Consider the following 16,161-nt stretch of genomic DNA (forward strand, 5'->3'; position numbering starts at 1 on the left):
AGAGGACCGGGTGCTCACCCGGCTGCTCACCACGTACCTCCGACCGTACAAGCGCGAGCTGACCATCGTCGTCGCGCTTCAGCTCGTCGGCACGATCGCCTCGCTCTACCTGCCCAGCCTCAACGCCGACATCATCGACAACGGCGTCGCGAAGGGCGACACGTCCTACATCGTCGGGCTGGGCGGCTGGATGCTCGCCGTCTCGCTGGTGCAGATCGCGTGTTCGATTGTGGCGGTCCGGTACGGAACGCGCACCGCGATGGCGTTCGGGCGGGACGTGCGGTCGGGAGTGTTCCACCGGGTCGGGTCGTTCTCCGCGCAGGAGGTCGCGCGCTTCGGGGCGCCGTCGCTGATCACCCGCACCACCAACGACGTGCAGCAGGTGCAGGTGCTGGTCGTGATGCTGACGACGATGTTCGTCGCCGCGCCGATCATGTCCGTCGCGGGCGTGGTCATGGCGTTGCGCGAGGACGTCGGGCTGTCGTGGCTCCTGCTGGTCTGCGTGCCGGTGCTGGCCGTCGCGGTCGCGATGATCACGGTGCGGATGGTGCCGTTGTTCCGCCGCCAGCAGGAGCGGGTCGACCACGTCAACCGGGTGCTGCGCGAACAGCTCACCGGCGTGCGCGTGGTGCGGGCGTTCGTGCGGGAGAAGTCGGAGACCCAGCGGTTCGCCGACGCCAACGCGCAGCTCACCGACATCGCGCTGCGGGCCGGCCGGCTGCAGGCGATGATCTTCCCGACGGTCACGCTGATCTTCAACATCTCCAGCGTCGCGGTGCTGTGGTTCGGGGCGCACCGCGTGGCGGACGGCGAGATGCAGGTCGGTGCGCTGACCGCGTTCCTCGCCTACCTGCTGCAGATCCTGATGTCCGTGATGATGGCGTCGTTCATCTCGACGATGGTGCCGCGTGCGGCCGTGAGCGCCGGTCGGATCATGGAGGTCGTCGAGACCGAACCGACCGTGCACGCGCCGGTCGCGCCGATGGCCGCTTCCTCAGGTCGTGGCGAGGTCTCCTTCGAGGGCGTGGAGTTCCGGTACCCCGGTGCCGACGCGTCCGTGCTGAAGCACCTGTCGTTCTCCGTGGGGGCCGGGCAGACCACGGCGATCATCGGCAGCACCGGGTCGGGCAAGACGACGTTGATGAGCCTGGTCCCGCGGTTGATCGACGTGACGGCGGGGGAGGTGCGGGTCGGCGGCGTGGACGTGCGGGCGCAGGACCCCGAGGCGTTGCGGGCGCGGATCGGCCTTGTGCCGCAACAGTCCTACCTGTTCACCGGCACCGTGCGGTCGAACCTGCTGCATGGCGACCAGAACGCGGGCGAGGACCAGTTGTGGGCGGCGCTGGACATCGCGCAGGCCGCCGACTTCGTGACCGCGATGGGCGGACTGGACGCCAAGATCGCGCAGGGCGGCACGAACCTGTCCGGCGGCCAGCGGCAACGGCTGTCCATCGCCCGCGCGTTGGTGCGCAGGCCGGACGTCTACCTGTTCGACGACTCGTTCTCCGCGCTCGACCTCGCCACGGACGCGGCGTTGCGCGCGGCACTGCGTCCCTACACCCGTGACGCGGCGGTGATCGTCGTGGCGCAGCGGGTGTCCACAGTGGCCGAAGCCGACCAGATCCTGGTGCTGGAGAAGGGCGAGATCGTCGGCCGCGGCACGCACACCGAGCTGATGGCCGGCTGTCCCACCTACCTGGAGATCGTCCACTCCCAGCTCACGCCGGAGGAAGCGTCATGACCACCCGGGACCAGCGACCGGCAGGCCCTGCCGCCCGTTTCGGCATGCAGGCACCCGTGCGCAAGGCTTCGAACTTCGGCGCGTCGGCGCGGCGCCTTGTCGGACTGATGAAGCCCGAGCGCGTCACGTTCGTCTTCGTCGTAGCGCTCGGTGTGCTCGGCATCGCGTTCACCGTCGTGGGGCCGAAGATCCTCGGTGACGCCACCGACATCATCTTCAACGGCCTGCGCGGCTCCGGCATCGACTTCGGCGCGCTGGCGGGGGTGCTGGGGTTCGCGCTGGCACTGTTCGTGTTCTCGTCGCTGTTCAGCTGGTTGCAGGGGCGGCTGGTGAACGGCGTCGTGCAGCGCGTGGTCTACCGGCTGCGAGAGAGCGTCGAGGAGAAGCTGCACCGCCTGCCGCTGAAGTACTTCGACGGCCAGCCGCGCGGCGAGCTGCTCTCCCGCGTCACCAACGACATCGACAACATCTCGACCACGATGCAGCAGACGATGAGCCAGCTGCTCACCGCCCTGCTCACCCTCGTCGGCGTGACCGTGATGATGTTCGTGATCTCACCGCTGCTGGCGGCGATCATGATGCTGGTCATCCCGCTCTCCGTCGTGCTGACGGGCGCGATCGGCAAGCGCGCGCAGAAGCAGTTCGTGGCGCAGTGGAAGCACACGGGCGAACTCAACGCGCACATCGAGGAGGCGTTCAGCGGCCACCAGCTCGTGACCGCGTTCGGGCGCCAGGCCGAGTCGGAGGCGGAGTTCCGCCGCCGCAACGACCAGCTCTACGAGGCGGCGGCCGGCGCGCAGTTCGTGTCGGGCCTGATCATGCCGTCGATGATGTTCCTGTCGAACCTCAGCTACGTGGCCATCGCCGTGATCGGCGGCGTGCGCATCACGACCGGTTCGATGACCCTGGGCGAGGTCACGGCGTTCATCCAGTACTCCCGCCAGTTCACCCAACCGCTGACCCAGGCCGCCTCCCTGTCGAACCTCCTGCAGTCCGGCGTCGCCTCGGCGGAACGCGTCTTCGAACTCCTCGACGCCCCCGAACAACGCCCGGACCCGGCCGACGCTCTTGCGCCGCCGTGGCGCTGCGGCAAGGTCGAGTTCCAGAACGTCTCCTTCTCCTACGAGCCGTCCAAGCCGTTGATCGAGAACCTGTCCCTGGTGGCCGAACCGGGCCAGATGATCGCCATCGTCGGCCCCACCGGCGCCGGCAAGACCACCCTGGTCAACCTGATCATGCGCTTCTACGAGCTGAACGGCGGCCGCATCACCCTCGACGACGTCGACATCACCGCCCTGAGCCGCGCCGACCTGCGCTCGCAGGCCAGCATGGTGCTCCAGGAGACCTGGCTGTTCGGCGGCACGATCCGCGACAACATCGCCTACGGCAAACCAGGCGCGACGGAAGCCGAGATCCTGGCCGCGGCCCGCGCGACCTACGTGGACCGCTTCGTCCGCTGCCTTCCCGACGGCTACGACACCGTGATCGACGAGGAGGGCTCGAACGTCTCGGCGGGCGAGAAGCAGCTCCTGACCATCGCCCGCGCGTTCCTGTCCGACCCGACCCTGCTGATCCTCGACGAGGCCACCAGCTCCGTCGACACCCGAACCGAATCCTCGGTCCAGCACGCGATGGCGGCGCTGCGCTCCTCGCGCACGTCGTTCGTCATCGCGCACCGCCTCTCGACGATCCGCGACGCCGACCTGATCCTCGTGATGGAGGCGGGCCGCATCGTCGAACAGGGCACCCACGAGGAACTCCTCACCAGGGAAGGCGCCTACCACCGGCTGTACTCAGCGCAGTTCGCAGCAGCGGTCTGATAGTCACCACCGGGCCGCTTCGCACACTGCGGAGCGGCCCGCACCCAAGGCGTTGCTGGGCGAACAACACCAACGTCGCCATGGTCGTTGCGCCGCAGAGGTTCGTCGTCGCCGATACGGCCGCACCGGCGAACGTCAACGCGTTGAACCAGAACGGCGCCCGGAGCAATCTGCCCAGCGGTGGTCCCACGAACAGCAACGCCACCGCCTGCGACGAGCAACGGCAGTGCCGCCAGGAAGGCCGTCCCCGAGCTCCGAGATCGCGCTCCCGCTCTACACAGCGGGTACCAGTTCCGCCCCATGGGCCGCCGTACGACACGGCAAAGGCCGCCTCCCCGAACGCGGGGAAGCGGCCTTCAACCGTTGATCAGTGCTGCGGTGCCCGGCGCGGACGGCCCGCGCTGCTGCCCCGCTCCGTGCGGCCGAACGAACGGCCGCCCTCCGACCGCTCCGACCGGCGCGGTCCGCCGCGGAACTCGCCGCCCTCAGACCTGCGGCCCGAGCCGCCGCGGTACTCGCCGCGGCCGCTGCCACCTGCGGCGGGGGCGCCGAAGCGACGGCCTCCGCCACCTCGGCGGGCCGGCTTCTCGCGTTCGACGATCGGCTCGCCCGACGGCGTGCGTGCGCCGGTGATGCGGACCAGGTCGTCGTCGCCGGGGCGCACCTTCGTGCTCTCCGGACGGATGCCCGCGCGGGCGGCCATGCCCTGGACTGCGCGGCGCTGGTCGTGCGTCACGAGCGTGACGACCGTGCCGGACTGGCCCGCACGTGCGGTGCGGCCTGCGCGGTGCAGGTAGTCCTTCGGGTCGGCCGGCGGGTCCACGTGCACGACGAGCGAGACGTCGTCCACGTGGATGCCGCGGGCTGCCACGTCGGTGGCGATCAGGACCGGGGTGGTGCCCTCGCGGAACTCGCCGAGCACGCGGGTGCGGGCGCTCTGCGCCTTGCCGCCGTGCAGGGCGCCCGCGTGGACGCCGACCGAGCGGAGCTTCTTGGCCAGGCGGTCGACGTGGTGCTTGGTGCGCACGAACATGATCGTGCGGCCCTCGCGCGCGGCCACCTCGGTCACCACCGTCTGCTTGTCCTCCTGGGACACGAAGAGCAGGTGGTGCTCCATGGTCGTGACGCTCGCGGTGGGCGGGGCCACCGAGTGCGTCACCGGGTCGTGCAGGTACTGGCGGACCAGCTTGTCCACGTCGCCGTCGAGCGTGGCGCTGAACAGCAGGCGCTGGCCGTCCTGCGGGGTCAGGTCGAGGATCGCGCGGACCTGGGGCATGAAGCCCATGTCCGCCATCTGGTCGGCCTCGTCCAGCGCGGTGATCTCGACCTGGGACAGGTCGCAGGTCTCCTGGCGGACGTGGTCGGACAGCCGGCCCGGCGTGGCGATCAGCAGGTCGACGCCGCGGCGCAGGTGGTCGATCTGGCGCGGGAACGACGTGCCGCCCACGACGACGCGGCACCACAGGCCCAGCGCGCGGGCGTGCGGCATGAGCGCCGTCTCCACCTGCATCGCGAGCTCACGGGTGGGGACGAGGATGAGACCGCGCGGCTTGTGCGGCGCGGAACGGCCGCCGGCGAGGCGGGTCAGCATCGCGAGACCGAACGCCAGCGTCTTGCCGGAGCCGGTCTGGCCGCGGCCGAGGATGTCCTTGCCCGACATCGAGTCGGGCAGGGTGGCCGCCTGGATGGGGAACGGCTCGGTGATCTCGTTGGCGGCCAGCGAACGGATCAAAGCGTCGGAGAGGCCGAGCTCGGCGAACGAGGGCAGCGGGCCTTCCGGCAAGGTGCTCTCGACGTGCTCGGCGACGATCGGTTCCTCGACCCGCGCTTGCGGACGCGAGGAGTTGCCCTGGCGACCCGAGCGGCGCCGCGGTGACCTGCGGCTTTGTCCGCGCTCGGAACGACCTTCGGACATGGATGGCAAAACAAACCTCCGAGACATGGCACGTCTCAAGGCTGCCCCGCGCGAGTCGCGGTGCCAGTTCACAAGGACGAGCCCGGCGTGGTGGTCACGCCTGAATGAGTGGGTGGACGCACCGGTCAACGGCGGTCAAGCCTTCATCGGTGCTTTTACAGTCTAGCTGATCATTGACAACGCGTTGCGCGCCCGGCCGTGTCGTTGGACACTGCCGGGCGCGCGCGTCACTCACGACATGCCCGCCACGTCCAACAGGGCCGTGACCAGCGCGGACGGGTCTCCGATCTCCGGTGGAAGGCCCCTGGAGGCGAACCAGCCGCAGATGTTGCGGACGTCGCGGTCGAGGAACTCCGGCCCGCGCGGGTTCGCGACGAGGTCGACCACCTGCGGCAGGTCGATCATGACCAGCCTGCCGTCGTGCACCATCAGGTTGTACGCGGAGAGGTCGCCGTGCGTGATCCCCGCCTCGGACAACGTCATCAGCGCCGCGACCAGCTGGCGCCACAGGTCGAGCAGCTCGTCCTCGTCGGGACGGGTCTGCGCGAGCCGCGGTGCCGCGGTGCCCTCGTCGTCCCCGATGAACTCCAGCAGCAGCTCGGTACCGCTGCGCTGCACCGGGTACGGCACGGGAGCGCCGATCTGCCACAGCTTCGAGAGCGCGGCGAACTCCGCGACCGTCCACTGCTCCGCGATCAGGTTGCGCCCGAACGAGGTGCGGTTCGCGATCGCCCGCGTCTCACGGGACTTCTTCATGCGACGGCCCTCGAGGTACCCCGCGTCGCGGTGGAACATCCGGTGGTCGTTGCTGCGGTAGCGCTTGGCGGCGAGCAGGCACGCCCGGTCGCCCATCGCGCGTTCCAGCAGGAAGACGTCCGCCTCCTTGCCGGTCTTCACGATGCCGAGCTCGCGGTCGACCGCGGCCAGTTCCGTGATGAGCCAGCTCGGGTGCGGTTTGGGGCCCTGCTCGGCGTCGCCCCAGGTGGACCAGCGGTCGCCGTCCTCGGGGGTGTCGGCCGAACTGAGCTGGTCCTCGCGCACTCGGGCGACGCGGACCTTCTCCTCTTCGGTCATGCGGCCGCGGCGGGTCGGTTCCCCGTCGTCGGCGGCGCGGTTGCTCCTGCTGCGCTTTCCCTTGCGGCGCATGGAGTCCGCGGTGTCGTCGAAGGACGTTTCGAAACGTTCGTAAAGATCGTGCTCGCGCACGGTGGGGTCTCCCAAGCGATGAAGGTGACCGCCCCACTGGCGCTCTGCGATCAAACGGTGCTGATCAGGCGCGAAGGGCGGCTGGACGGGTCGCGAGTGCGGTGCCACGTCCAAAGACAGGCTCTGACATCACGCACCTCCTCGATCCAGCTCCGATGTCACGCTTCGGGGAGAAGCTTGCCGTGCGGGCCCGGAGGCCCGCAACCGAATTAATCCGTGATCAGGTCCGCGGTCTTCTCGCCTGTCGGAACGAGCCTGAGCCCGGCCTTCTGCGCGAGCCTGACCAGTCCTTTCAGGTCCTTCGGCTCCGTCGCCGTCCGGACGATGGCGCGCGCGAGCAGACCTTTGTGCGCCTTGTTGAAGTGGCTGACGACCTTGCCCTCGCTCGTGACCACCCGGACGACCGCGGCGTGCGGGATGCGGGCGAGGCTCGAGTACGCGCCGGAGCGCAGGTCGACGACGAACTCGTCGGCGCTCTTCAGCACGGGTTCCAGCGAGGGCTTCCACAGCGTGCGGAGGCTGCCGTGGTCGGGCAGCGTCGTGCCGCCGGACAACCGGTACGCGGGCACCGGGTCGCCGCCCTTGAGGGCTCCGAACAGCGCCGATGCGACCGCGAGCCGCTCGTAGGCGCGTTCCTTCTCGATCTTCTTCAGGGACGGGAAGTCGAGGTTGTCGTAGAGCACGCCGGTATAGCGCAGCAGCGCGGGCGTGGTCTCGGACGTGCGCAGCAGCGCGTTGCGGTGCACCTCGTCGACCTGGCGTTCGGAGATGTCGAGCGCCTTGAGGCTCGCCGGGACGTCGCGGGCGAGGTCGGCCAGCGCGGACACGAGCTTGTCGCGCATCGGGTTGAGCTCGGGGAACGACAGCGCGTCGAGGTCGAGCGGCGCGCCCTCGCCGCCGATCGCCTTGGTCTCCGACGGGGGAAGCAGCACCAGCACGGGAGCAGCGTAGGGCAGCGCGTTCCCGCGCCGGAAACCGCTGGACCTGCGCGGTCTGCTCCGGCCTGCCTCGTGTGGAGGCACCAGTGCGGCGGCGGTTCACCGCACGCGGACAACGATGCGGGCGGTGTCGCCGTCGCGGATCCGTTGTCGGGCATGGCGTTGCACAGCGCCGGGGTGTTCGGCGGCAAGGCGATGCCGGGTGGACACCGCGTCGTCGGGTTTCGGACGGTCAGGGCGCCTGCAGGGTCAGGTAGGCGAGGCCCATCGTGCCGCGCCACCCGCGCAGCCGGTAGTTGCGCTGGGTGTCGGCCGTCGCCCTGACGTGCGGGGCGTGCTCCGAGTCCGGGTTCTCGCGCAGCCAGCGTTCCCAGGCCAGGGCGTGGCCGTTCTCGAAGACGTCCCACTCGTCCTGGTTCGCCTGCTCCACCGCCAGCAACCGGTAGCCGTGGGTGTGCGTCAGGTCGACGAGGTCCGCCAGCGAGCTGTACTGGGCCTTGGGCACCGGCATCGCCGCCAGCTGGGCCTCCGCGGGCTCCTTCTCCCAGAAACCCTCGCCCAGCAGCAACCGTCCTCCCGGTGCCAGCAGCTTCCTGGCCTCCGTCAGCGCGTTCGCCGTGTGGTGCAACGGATCGCCGCCCCACACCTGGCTGGCACCGTTGACGATCAGCACGTCGGCGGGCCTGGCCGGACGCCACCCGGTCACGTCGGCCGCCTGGAGGCTCACCCTGGTGGTGAGGCCCCTGGCCTCCGCAGCGGCCTCGGCGTGCGCGATGGCCTTCGCGTCGCGGTCCACGCCCGTGCCGGTGGCCGTCGGGGCCGCCTCCAGGGTGCGCAGCAGGAACTCCGCCCAGCCGCAGCCGACGTCGACCACGTGGGCGTGGTCGAGCGGCGTCAGCGACCGGATCAGGCGGGCGGCCCGTTCCTCGGACAGCGGGCCGTGGAACGTCAGGTCCTCGTGCAGCGGCGCGATCTCTGGAGACGTCATCCCTCGCAGGATGGCCTTTTCCGCGGCGCGCGGGCAATGCGTTATTCGGTTGTAGGGGTTGTCCTCCTTCCGTAGCTTCGGACGGCGTGGAACTCGTGTGGCGCCCGCTCACGACAGCGGACATCCCAGAGGTGGCCGCGCTCTACAACGCGGCCGAGGCCGTCGACGACACCGGCGAACTGCTGTCCGAAGAGGACTTCACCGAGTCGTTCGGCAGGATCGGCCTGCCCACCGCCTCACTGGGCGCGGTCGCCGGTACCCGGCTGGTCGCCTACGGACTGCTGGCGCCACGCGCGCAACCCGTTGGCACGCACAGGATCCGGCTCGACGGCGTGGTGCACCCGGCGTTCCGCCGCCGGGGCATCGGCCGGTCGCTCGTGCTCCAGCTCGCCGAACTGGCCCGCGCACTGCACACTTCCGCGCACCCGGACCTGCCGCTCGTCGTTTCGGCCATGGTGGAAAGCCGGTCCGCGGGGCACGTCGCCCTGGTCTCGGGGCTCGGCTTCACCGCCGACCGCCACTTCCACGAACTGGAGGTGGCACTGGGCGAGTCACTCGCCCAGGTCCCGATCCCGGCGGGCTACGAGGTCGTGCCGTACTCGGCGGACCATTCCGAGGAGGTCAGGCTGGTCTGCAACGCGGCGTTCGCCCGGCACTGGGGTTCGACCGACCGCAGCCCGCGGGAGTGGGCGGAGTCGTTCACCGACAGCGCGAGGTTCGTGCCGGAGTCCTCCTTCCTGGCGCTCTTCGAGGGAGCCGTGGCGGGGTTCGTGCTCGCGCGGCACTACCCGGTCGTCGAGGAGATGACCGGCGTGCGCGAGCTGTGGATCGGGGACGTCGGCACCGCGGAGGAGCACCGCGGGCGCGGGGTGGCTTCGGGCCTGCTGAGCTGGACGCTGGCTCAGGGGAGGGCTCGGGGGTTCCACCGCGCGGGGCTTTCGGTGGACTCGGCCAACTCGGACGGTGCGCTCGGCGTGTACGAGCGGGCCGGGTTCGGGGTGGTGCGGACGTGGGTGGACTACGGGTTGCCGGTGGACCGCCAGGAGTGACGCCCAGGAGGCCACGCGGTTGGTGGTCGGGTGGGTGCTGCTCGGGTGCCGGGCGGGGTGTGGGCTGGTGCCGGGTAGCTCAGGTGCTGCGTGGGCTGGTGCCGGGCAAGTCGGGTGCTGCGTGGGCTGGTGCCGGGTAGCTCGGGTGCTGGTGTGTCGTGTTGCTTGATGCTCGGCTCGCTCGGGCGGGTGTGAGCCGGTGCCGGGTAGCTCGGGTGCTGCGTGGGCTGGTACCGGTAGCTGGAGTGCTGGTGTGTCGTGTTGCTTGATGCTCGGCTCGCTCGGGTGCCGCGTGGTCGGTGCTGCGGCTCGTGTTTGGCGCCTTGGGGTTTGGTGCTGGGGCGGTTGCGCTGGGGTAGGTCCGCCGGCGGGCGAGCTGGATGACCTGCTCGCGCAGCCGGTGCGGTCCGGGACGCTGGTGCTCGGGACGCGTGCCGGGCGGCTCGCGCTGGGCGCTCAGGCCGGGTGGTCGGGTTGAGAACCTGGGCTGGTGGCGGGTAGCTGGTCTTGGTCCGACCCGGGCACGTGCCGGCTCACCGCAGGGCTGAGAGGCCAGGCTCACACCGGCTCACCGCAGGGGGTGAGCGGCCAGGCTCGCGCCGGCTCGCCGCGGGGTGAGCGGCCAGGCTCGTGCTGGTCCGCCGCGGGTGGCCAGCGCGGACCGCGTGCCGGCCGCACCCCTGTCGGCTCGGCGGCTCCGGCGTCAGAGTTCTTCGCCTGGCTGGCCCACGCAGAACTGGTTGCCGTCCGGGTCCGCCACCACGGACCAGGCCAGGCCGGGCACGCTGTGCACCCCGACCTCGGACGCGCCGAGTGCCACCAGGCGGGCCACCTCCGCCTTGCGGTCCGGCACGTGCGAGTCGAAGTGGACTCTGTTCTTGCCCGGCGTGGCGTCCGGCACCTGCTGGATGCCGAGGGCAGGGCCGGAGCCGGTGGGGGCGAGGACGATGAACTCGCCCCAGTCGTTCTGGATCGTGGTGCCGAGGGCGGCGGTCCAGAACTCGGCGAGCTTGCGGGCGTCGCCCGTGTCGATCGTGATCATGTCGATGGAGAGAGGCATGGGAGGGACGCTACTCAGGGGGTCTGACAATTACGGGAAGCGCAGGTCAGAGGCCAACGGAAGCACCGCGCGCAACCTCAAAGGATGTCCAACCAGTACGCTGTTTCAACTGCCCGTGAACGAGGAGTACCCACCGTGATCACCAGGATGTCGTCGCTGTTCCTGCGCACCCTTCGCGAGGATCCGGCGGACGCCGAAGTGCCCAGCCACAAGCTGCTGGTGCGCGCCGGCTACGTCCGCCGCGTCGCGCCGGGCGGGTACACCTGGCTGCCGCTGGGGCTCAAGGTCCTGCGCAACATCGAGGCCGTCGTCCGCGAGGAGATGGACGCCTTCGGCGCGCAGGAGATCCAGTTCCCCGCGCTGCTGCCCAAGGAGCCCTACGAGGCGACCAACCGGTGGGAGGAGTACGGGCCCAACCTGTTCCGCCTCAAGGACCGCAAGGGCGCCGACTACCTGCTCGGGCCCACGCACGAGGAGATGTTCACGCTCACCGTGAAGGGCGAGTACAGCTCCTACAAGGACTACCCCGTCACGCTGTACCAGATCCAGACCAAGTACCGCGACGAGGCGCGTCCCCGCGCGGGCATCCTGCGCGGCCGCGAGTTCCTCATGAAGGACTCGTACTCGTTCGACCTCACCGACGAGGGCCTCAGCCAGTCGTACCAGAACCACCGCGACGCCTACATCCGCATCTTCGACCGGCTCGGCCTGGAGTACGTGATCGTCTCCGCCACGTCCGGCGCGATGGGCGGCTCGGCGTCCGAGGAGTTCCTCGCGGTCGCGGAGACGGGCGAGGACACGTTCGTGCGCAGCACCGAGTCCGGGTACGCGGCGAACGTCGAGGCGGTCAAGACGCCGGTGCCCGCCGCGCAGTCGATCGACGACAAGCCCGCCGCGCAGGTGCACCACACGCCGAACACGCCCACCATCGAGACGCTGGTGGACTTCCTCAACGCCAACACCGACCGCAAGTTCACCGCGGCCGACACGTTGAAGAACGTCCTGGTCAAGACCCAGCAGCCCGGCCAGAAGGACTGGACGCTGCTCGCGGTGGCCGTCCCCGGTGACCGCGAGGTCGACTTCAAGCGCCTCGAGGCGGCGTTGGAGCCCGCCGAGGTCGCGATGCTCGAGGCGAGCGACTTCGCCAAGAACTCGTTCCTGGTCAAGGGCTACATCGGTCCGGGCGCGATCCAGGCCAACGGCATCCGCTTCCTCGCCGACCCCCGCGTCGTCACGGGCACGGCGTGGGTCACCGGCGCCGACAAGGCCGACCACCACGTCGTCGACCTGGTGGCGGGCCGCGACTTCACCCCCGACGGCGTCATCGACGTCGCCGAGGTGCGCGAGGGCGACGCCTCCCCGGACGGCCAGGGCGTGCTCGTCGCCGCGCGCGGCATCGAGATCGGCCACATCTTCCAGCTCGGCCGCAAGTACGCGGACGCGTTCACGCTCGACGCGCTCGGCCCGGACTCCAAGCCCGTCCGCATCACCATGGGCTCGTACGGCGTCGGCGTCTCGCGGCTCGTCGCGGCCATCGCCGAGCAGTCGCACGACGACCGCGGCCTGATCTGGCCCCGCAACGTCGCCCCCGCCGACGTGCACGTCGTGGTCGCCGGCAAGGACGAGGCGCTCGCGCAGGCCGGTGAGGACTTCGCGAAGCAGCTCAGCGACAAGGGCCTCAAGGTCCTGCTGGACGACCGCAAGGCGAGCCCCGGCGTGAAGTTCGCGGACGCCGAGCTCGTCGGCATCCCGACGATCCTGGTGGTCGGCCGCGGCCTGAAGGACGGCGTCGTCGAGGTCAAGGACCGCAAGTCCGGCGAGCGCGCGGACGTGCCGGTCGCCGAGGTCGTCGACCACCTGGTGCAGGTCGTCCGCGGCTGATCAGAACGAACCGAACGCCGGGCAGCGCGCAGGGGGTGGGCGCGCGGCCCGGCGTTCAGCGTTGCACCGGGCTAGCCCGCCCGGCGGTCGGTGAGGTCCAGGGCGGGTTCGTCGAACCACACCTGGGCCCGTTCGTGCTTCGCGGCCCGCAACGCGCGGGGCAGCTGCTCGGCCACCACGTCGCGCACCAGCTGGTGCCGGAAGCCGTACTCGATCTCGCCCGTCTCGCTGTTGCGGCCCTGCCGGCGCAGGAAGTCGCGCTGTTCCAGCAGTTCCAGCGCCTTCGCGGCCTCCAGCGCGTCCCGGCCGCCGGTCGCCGCCACGGCACCGGGCGACACCAGGTCACCCACGACGGCGGCGTCCTGAAGCACCGCCTTCACCTCGAACGGCAGCGAGTCGAGCTGGGCCGTGAGCACGCCACGCACCGATGGCGGCAGAGGCAACGACGATCCGTTCTGCACGCACGACATCCGTGGGTCGGCCATCATCCGTGCGTACTCGGTGGCGAACAACGGGTTGCCACCAACGCACGACACCAACGTCTGCCACAGCTCGGAAGACAGCTCACCGAAGGGCAGCAACGAGTCCAGCAGGTTGCGCGTCCCGTTGTGCGACAACGGCTCCAGGCTGATCGTGGTCGCGTTGCGCTTCCCTCCGAACCACGACGGCCTGCGCTGCAGCAGCTCCGGCCGTGCGGTCGCTATCACCAGCAACGGCACCGAACTGGCGTGCTCGCTCAACTCCTCCATGAAGTCGAGCACCACGTCGTTCGCCCAGTGCACGTCCTCCAGCAGCACGACCAGCGGCGAGGCCTCCGCGACCTCCTCCAGGAACCGCCGCCACGAGGGGAAGTCGGGCTGCACACCGGAAGAGGGTTCGGCCAGGCACGCCAGGCTGGCGTGCAACCGGTCAGCGAGCTCACCGACGCCGACCAGTGACGCCATCGCGGCCCGCAGCGTCTCGAACGACGAGAACCCGCTCACCACGTCCGCCAACGGCCCGAAGCCGCGGTCGTCGCCGAAAGCCGTCGCGGTACCGCGCAACACCAAAGAAGAAGAGCCGAGCTCGTTCACGAGACGCGTCTTGCCGACACCGGCCTCGCCGAGCACGGTCACGAAATGCGGACGACGCCGGGTGCGGACCTCCTCGAGAAGCCCTTGCAGCACGAGCAACTCACGCTCGCGCTCCACGAACGGCACGGCGGCCTGCGCACGACGGTCGACCCCGCGCGGCGGCATGCACGACACCGCCTGCCAGCCACCGGACAGCGCGCCATCGGTCTCCCACGTCACGGAGACCGAGGCCTCACGCGTCGAGTCGCACGCACGCACCGCACCAAGCGGTGCCAACGCCATCAGCTGACGGCACTGGTCCAACAACACGCCCGTAGCCGTCGGCGTACCAGCAGCAGGCAATCGCACGAGAGAGTCACCGGTGGCCACACCGATCTGCACGTCCGCCACAGAAGCCAGACGATCGCGCACGGCGAGAGCAGCACGCACGGCACGGTCGGCGTCGTCCTCGGCAGTCTTGGGCACACCGAACATCGCCAGGAACACGGACCCGACGTTGCCGCTGACAACGCCACCCAGCCGGGAGATCTCGGCGGCGACCACGGAAGCGACTTCCTGGTGCACCGCGTCGACGTCCTCGGGGTCGCCGTCACCCGCGGCGAGACCGAGCTGCGCCGACACCATCACGACGCTGACGAGCTTGCGCTCCACCGTCGTCACGTCCCTGGCGTCCACCGTCACGACGGGCTCGGCGGGCGGGGACGTGATCACGACGGGAGCGGGAGCGGGGGAGGTCTGGCCGACGGCGAGCAGGTGCCTGCGCTGCACCGACGGCGGGAGGTCCAGCACGGGGGCGTGGTCGAGGATCGCGCGCTCCAGCTCCTGGAGCTCGCGGCCCGGCTCCAGGCCGAGCCCTTCCACCAACGCCGCCCTGGTCCGGCGATAGGCGCTCAGCGCGTCCACCTGCCGGCCACACCGGTACAGCGCGAGCATCAACTGACCGTTGAGCCGTTCGCGATACGGCTCGACCTCGATCAACGACTCCAGCTCGCCGATGATCTCGTAGTGCCTGCCACAGGCGAGCTCCGCCTCGAAGCAGTTCTCCTGAGCCGACAGCCGCCAGTCCTTGATGGCGGTCAGCTCCGGCCAGTTGATCCCGGTCTCCACGAGATCCGCGAGCACCGGTCCTCGCCACAGGCTGAGCGCTTTGCGGAGCACCCTGGCCGCGGCGGGCCAGTTGCCCGCGGACAGTTCACCTCGTCCCTGTTCGGTCAGCTGCTGGAAGCGCGACAGGTCGAGGGAGTTCTGGTCCACGCGCAGCAGGTACCCCGGTGCGTGGGTCAGCAGCAGTGCGGACCCTTCGGTGGCGCTGCCGTGGGGGGTGAGAACGCCTCGCAACCCTGAGACGGCGTTCTGGAGCATCTTGCGCGCGGTGGGCGGCACGTCCTGCTGCCACAGCGCTTGGAGCAGCTTGCTCGTCGCCACCACCCGGTTGGCGTGCAGCAGGAGGAAACCCAGAGCCGCGCGCTGCTTGACCCCGCCCAGCGGCACGGGCAGGTCGTCGTCGAGGACTTCCAGTGAGCCCAGCAGGTGAAATCGCATGGTTCCGGTCTCCAGTGGGTGGGTGTCCGTGCGGAGGGGAGAGATCAGCCCCAGGGGGTGTCGTCGCCCCGCGAGTTGCCACCGTGGCGCCAAGGGGTGTCGTTCGTACCCCAAGGGGTGTCATTGCCGGCTGAGCGCTGCACCCACGGGGTGTCGTGTGCCACTCTGTTGCTCCACGGCGTGTCGGCGGCCTGCGCGGTACCGGTGAAGAGCGCGAGCACCAGGGTCGCCGGGACAGCGGCGAGAACCAGAACGGCGGCGGTCGTCTTGCGGATCATGTCGGCCTCCTCCTACTTGGTCGGACCTAAGGATTCGAGTCATGCTGCGGCGCCTTACGAGCGGCGTCTGAGAACGAAGTTAGGAGCGCGGCCCATCGCGGCTCTATCGCGCACCCGCCGCGTATCAATCGGTCGTGATGGCGGTGCTGCGAACGCCATATGAGACGGTTCGAACGCTGAGTCGCCAGTCAGCTCGCAGCTGTTACTACGCAGGGTGGCGGTTAATCACAGAAATTAGGTGCGGTGTACCGCAATGCTTAGATTCGGTTAGCGAACCGAACGAACGTCCTGCGCCGCACGGAGTAGTCCTTTGAGCTGGCAGGCTGTTTGGCGACACGCTGTGCGGTCTTTGTGAAGTGAGCCTCCGCGCCGGGGAATTCTCCCGTTCACGTACCGGCTGATCTGCCTAGATGCACTAGGCCTGATCATCTCCAAATGAGATGCCTGTTGAGATCGGTATCATTGTGATGGATTGTGTCGCGATGCACAAGAAGGATCTTGACAGGTTTCCTCCCTGAGGCTAGTTTCGGAGCGTTCAAGTAGTAGATGTGAGGTTGCTTCATCTTTTTAGTCCACTCCTGGGTTGATGTCCGTGAAGTGTTTTTCTCCGTAGCTTCTGAAAATTGATTCGACAAAGGTGAGAACGACCGGGAGCGCGAGGTGCGGGGGC

11 protein-coding genes are annotated in these 16,161 nt (G+C 69.6%); 4 read left to right on the forward strand and 7 right to left on the reverse strand.

The genetic code is table 11. From position 1 onward, the window contains the following. Positions 1–10: 10 nt before the first annotated feature. Positions 11–1,741: an ABC transporter ATP-binding protein gene (locus ACQEU1_RS34940; RefSeq protein ID WP_433211968.1), complete on the forward strand. Its 1,731-nt coding sequence runs from the start codon at positions 11–13 to the stop codon at positions 1,739–1,741. Further along, positions 1,738–3,561, forward strand: coding sequence for an ABC transporter ATP-binding protein (locus ACQEU1_RS34945; protein ID WP_433210822.1), 1,824 nt, complete (start codon positions 1,738–1,740; stop codon positions 3,559–3,561). Before ACQEU1_RS34940 ends, ACQEU1_RS34945 begins: the two co-directional genes overlap by 4 nt. A gap of 367 nt (positions 3,562–3,928) precedes the next feature. Here the strand turns inward: ACQEU1_RS34945 and ACQEU1_RS34950 are convergent, their stop codons facing one another. The 4 genes from ACQEU1_RS34950 to ACQEU1_RS34965 form a co-directional block, all read right to left on the reverse strand. Then, positions 3,929–5,476, reverse strand: coding sequence for a DEAD/DEAH box helicase (locus ACQEU1_RS34950; RefSeq protein ID WP_433210824.1), 1,548 nt, complete (start codon positions 5,474–5,476; stop codon positions 3,929–3,931). Positions 5,477–5,707: 231 nt separating this feature from the next. After that, the gene (locus ACQEU1_RS34955; RefSeq protein WP_433211971.1) at positions 5,708–6,682 is read right to left on the reverse strand and encodes a serine protein kinase RIO; all 975 of its coding nucleotides are present in this window, start codon (positions 6,680–6,682) and stop codon (positions 5,708–5,710) included. A 209-nt stretch (positions 6,683–6,891) separates the two neighbouring features. Then, positions 6,892–7,620 (reverse strand): peroxide stress protein YaaA, encoded by a 729-nt coding sequence (gene yaaA / locus ACQEU1_RS34960; RefSeq protein ID WP_433210826.1) that lies wholly within the window; start codon positions 7,618–7,620, stop codon positions 6,892–6,894. Between the two features lie 232 nt (positions 7,621–7,852). Then, positions 7,853–8,608: an SAM-dependent methyltransferase gene (locus ACQEU1_RS34965; RefSeq protein WP_433210828.1), complete on the reverse strand. Its 756-nt coding sequence runs from the start codon at positions 8,606–8,608 to the stop codon at positions 7,853–7,855. Between the two features lie 86 nt (positions 8,609–8,694). Between ACQEU1_RS34965 and ACQEU1_RS34970 the strand changes: the two genes are divergently transcribed. Continuing rightward, positions 8,695–9,657, forward strand: coding sequence for a GNAT family N-acetyltransferase (locus tag ACQEU1_RS34970; RefSeq protein ID WP_433210830.1), 963 nt, complete (start codon positions 8,695–8,697; stop codon positions 9,655–9,657). A 703-nt stretch (positions 9,658–10,360) separates the two neighbouring features. Here ACQEU1_RS34970 and ACQEU1_RS34975 read toward each other — a convergent pair. Then, entirely contained in the window at positions 10,361–10,717 is a 357-nt protein-coding gene (locus tag ACQEU1_RS34975; protein WP_433210832.1) for a VOC family protein, read from the reverse strand. 135 nt (positions 10,718–10,852) lie between these two features. On the opposite strand from ACQEU1_RS34975, the gene ACQEU1_RS34980 reads away from it, so the two are divergent. Further along, positions 10,853–12,598, forward strand: a complete 1,746-nt coding sequence (locus ACQEU1_RS34980) for a proline--tRNA ligase (RefSeq protein ID WP_433210834.1) — start codon at positions 10,853–10,855, stop codon at positions 12,596–12,598. Positions 12,599–12,669: 71 nt separating this feature from the next. On the opposite strand, the gene ACQEU1_RS34985 is transcribed toward ACQEU1_RS34980, so the two are convergent. Next, positions 12,670–15,213: a BTAD domain-containing putative transcriptional regulator gene (locus ACQEU1_RS34985; protein WP_433210836.1), complete on the reverse strand. Its 2,544-nt coding sequence runs from the start codon at positions 15,211–15,213 to the stop codon at positions 12,670–12,672. A gap of 44 nt (positions 15,214–15,257) precedes the next feature. Further along, on the reverse strand, positions 15,258–15,491 hold the full coding sequence (locus ACQEU1_RS34990; RefSeq protein WP_433210838.1) for a hypothetical protein: 234 nt from the start codon (positions 15,489–15,491) through the stop codon (positions 15,258–15,260). Between the last annotated feature and the right edge of the window lie 670 nt (positions 15,492–16,161).

The organism is Lentzea sp. CA-135723, from assembly GCF_050936595.1.
Taxonomy (GTDB): Bacteria; Actinomycetota; Actinomycetes; order Mycobacteriales; family Pseudonocardiaceae; genus Lentzea.

Excerpts from the sequence above, each read along its gene's own strand:
- ACQEU1_RS34945 (WP_433210822.1), top strand. The coding sequence starts at position 1,738 with ATGACCACCCGGGACCAGCGACCGGCAGGCCCTGCCGCCCGTTTCGGC.
- ACQEU1_RS34950 (WP_433210824.1), bottom strand. The coding sequence starts at position 5,476 with ATGTCCGAAGGTCGTTCCGAGCGCGGACAAAGCCGCAGGTCACCGCGG.
- ACQEU1_RS34965 (WP_433210828.1), bottom strand. The coding sequence starts at position 8,608 with ATGACGTCTCCAGAGATCGCGCCGCTGCACGAGGACCTGACGTTCCAC.
- ACQEU1_RS34975 (WP_433210832.1), bottom strand. The coding sequence starts at position 10,717 with ATGCCTCTCTCCATCGACATGATCACGATCGACACGGGCGACGCCCGC.
- ACQEU1_RS34985 (WP_433210836.1), bottom strand. The coding sequence starts at position 15,213 with ATGCGATTTCACCTGCTGGGCTCACTGGAAGTCCTCGACGACGACCTG.
- ACQEU1_RS34990 (WP_433210838.1), bottom strand. The coding sequence starts at position 15,491 with ATGATCCGCAAGACGACCGCCGCCGTTCTGGTTCTCGCCGCTGTCCCG.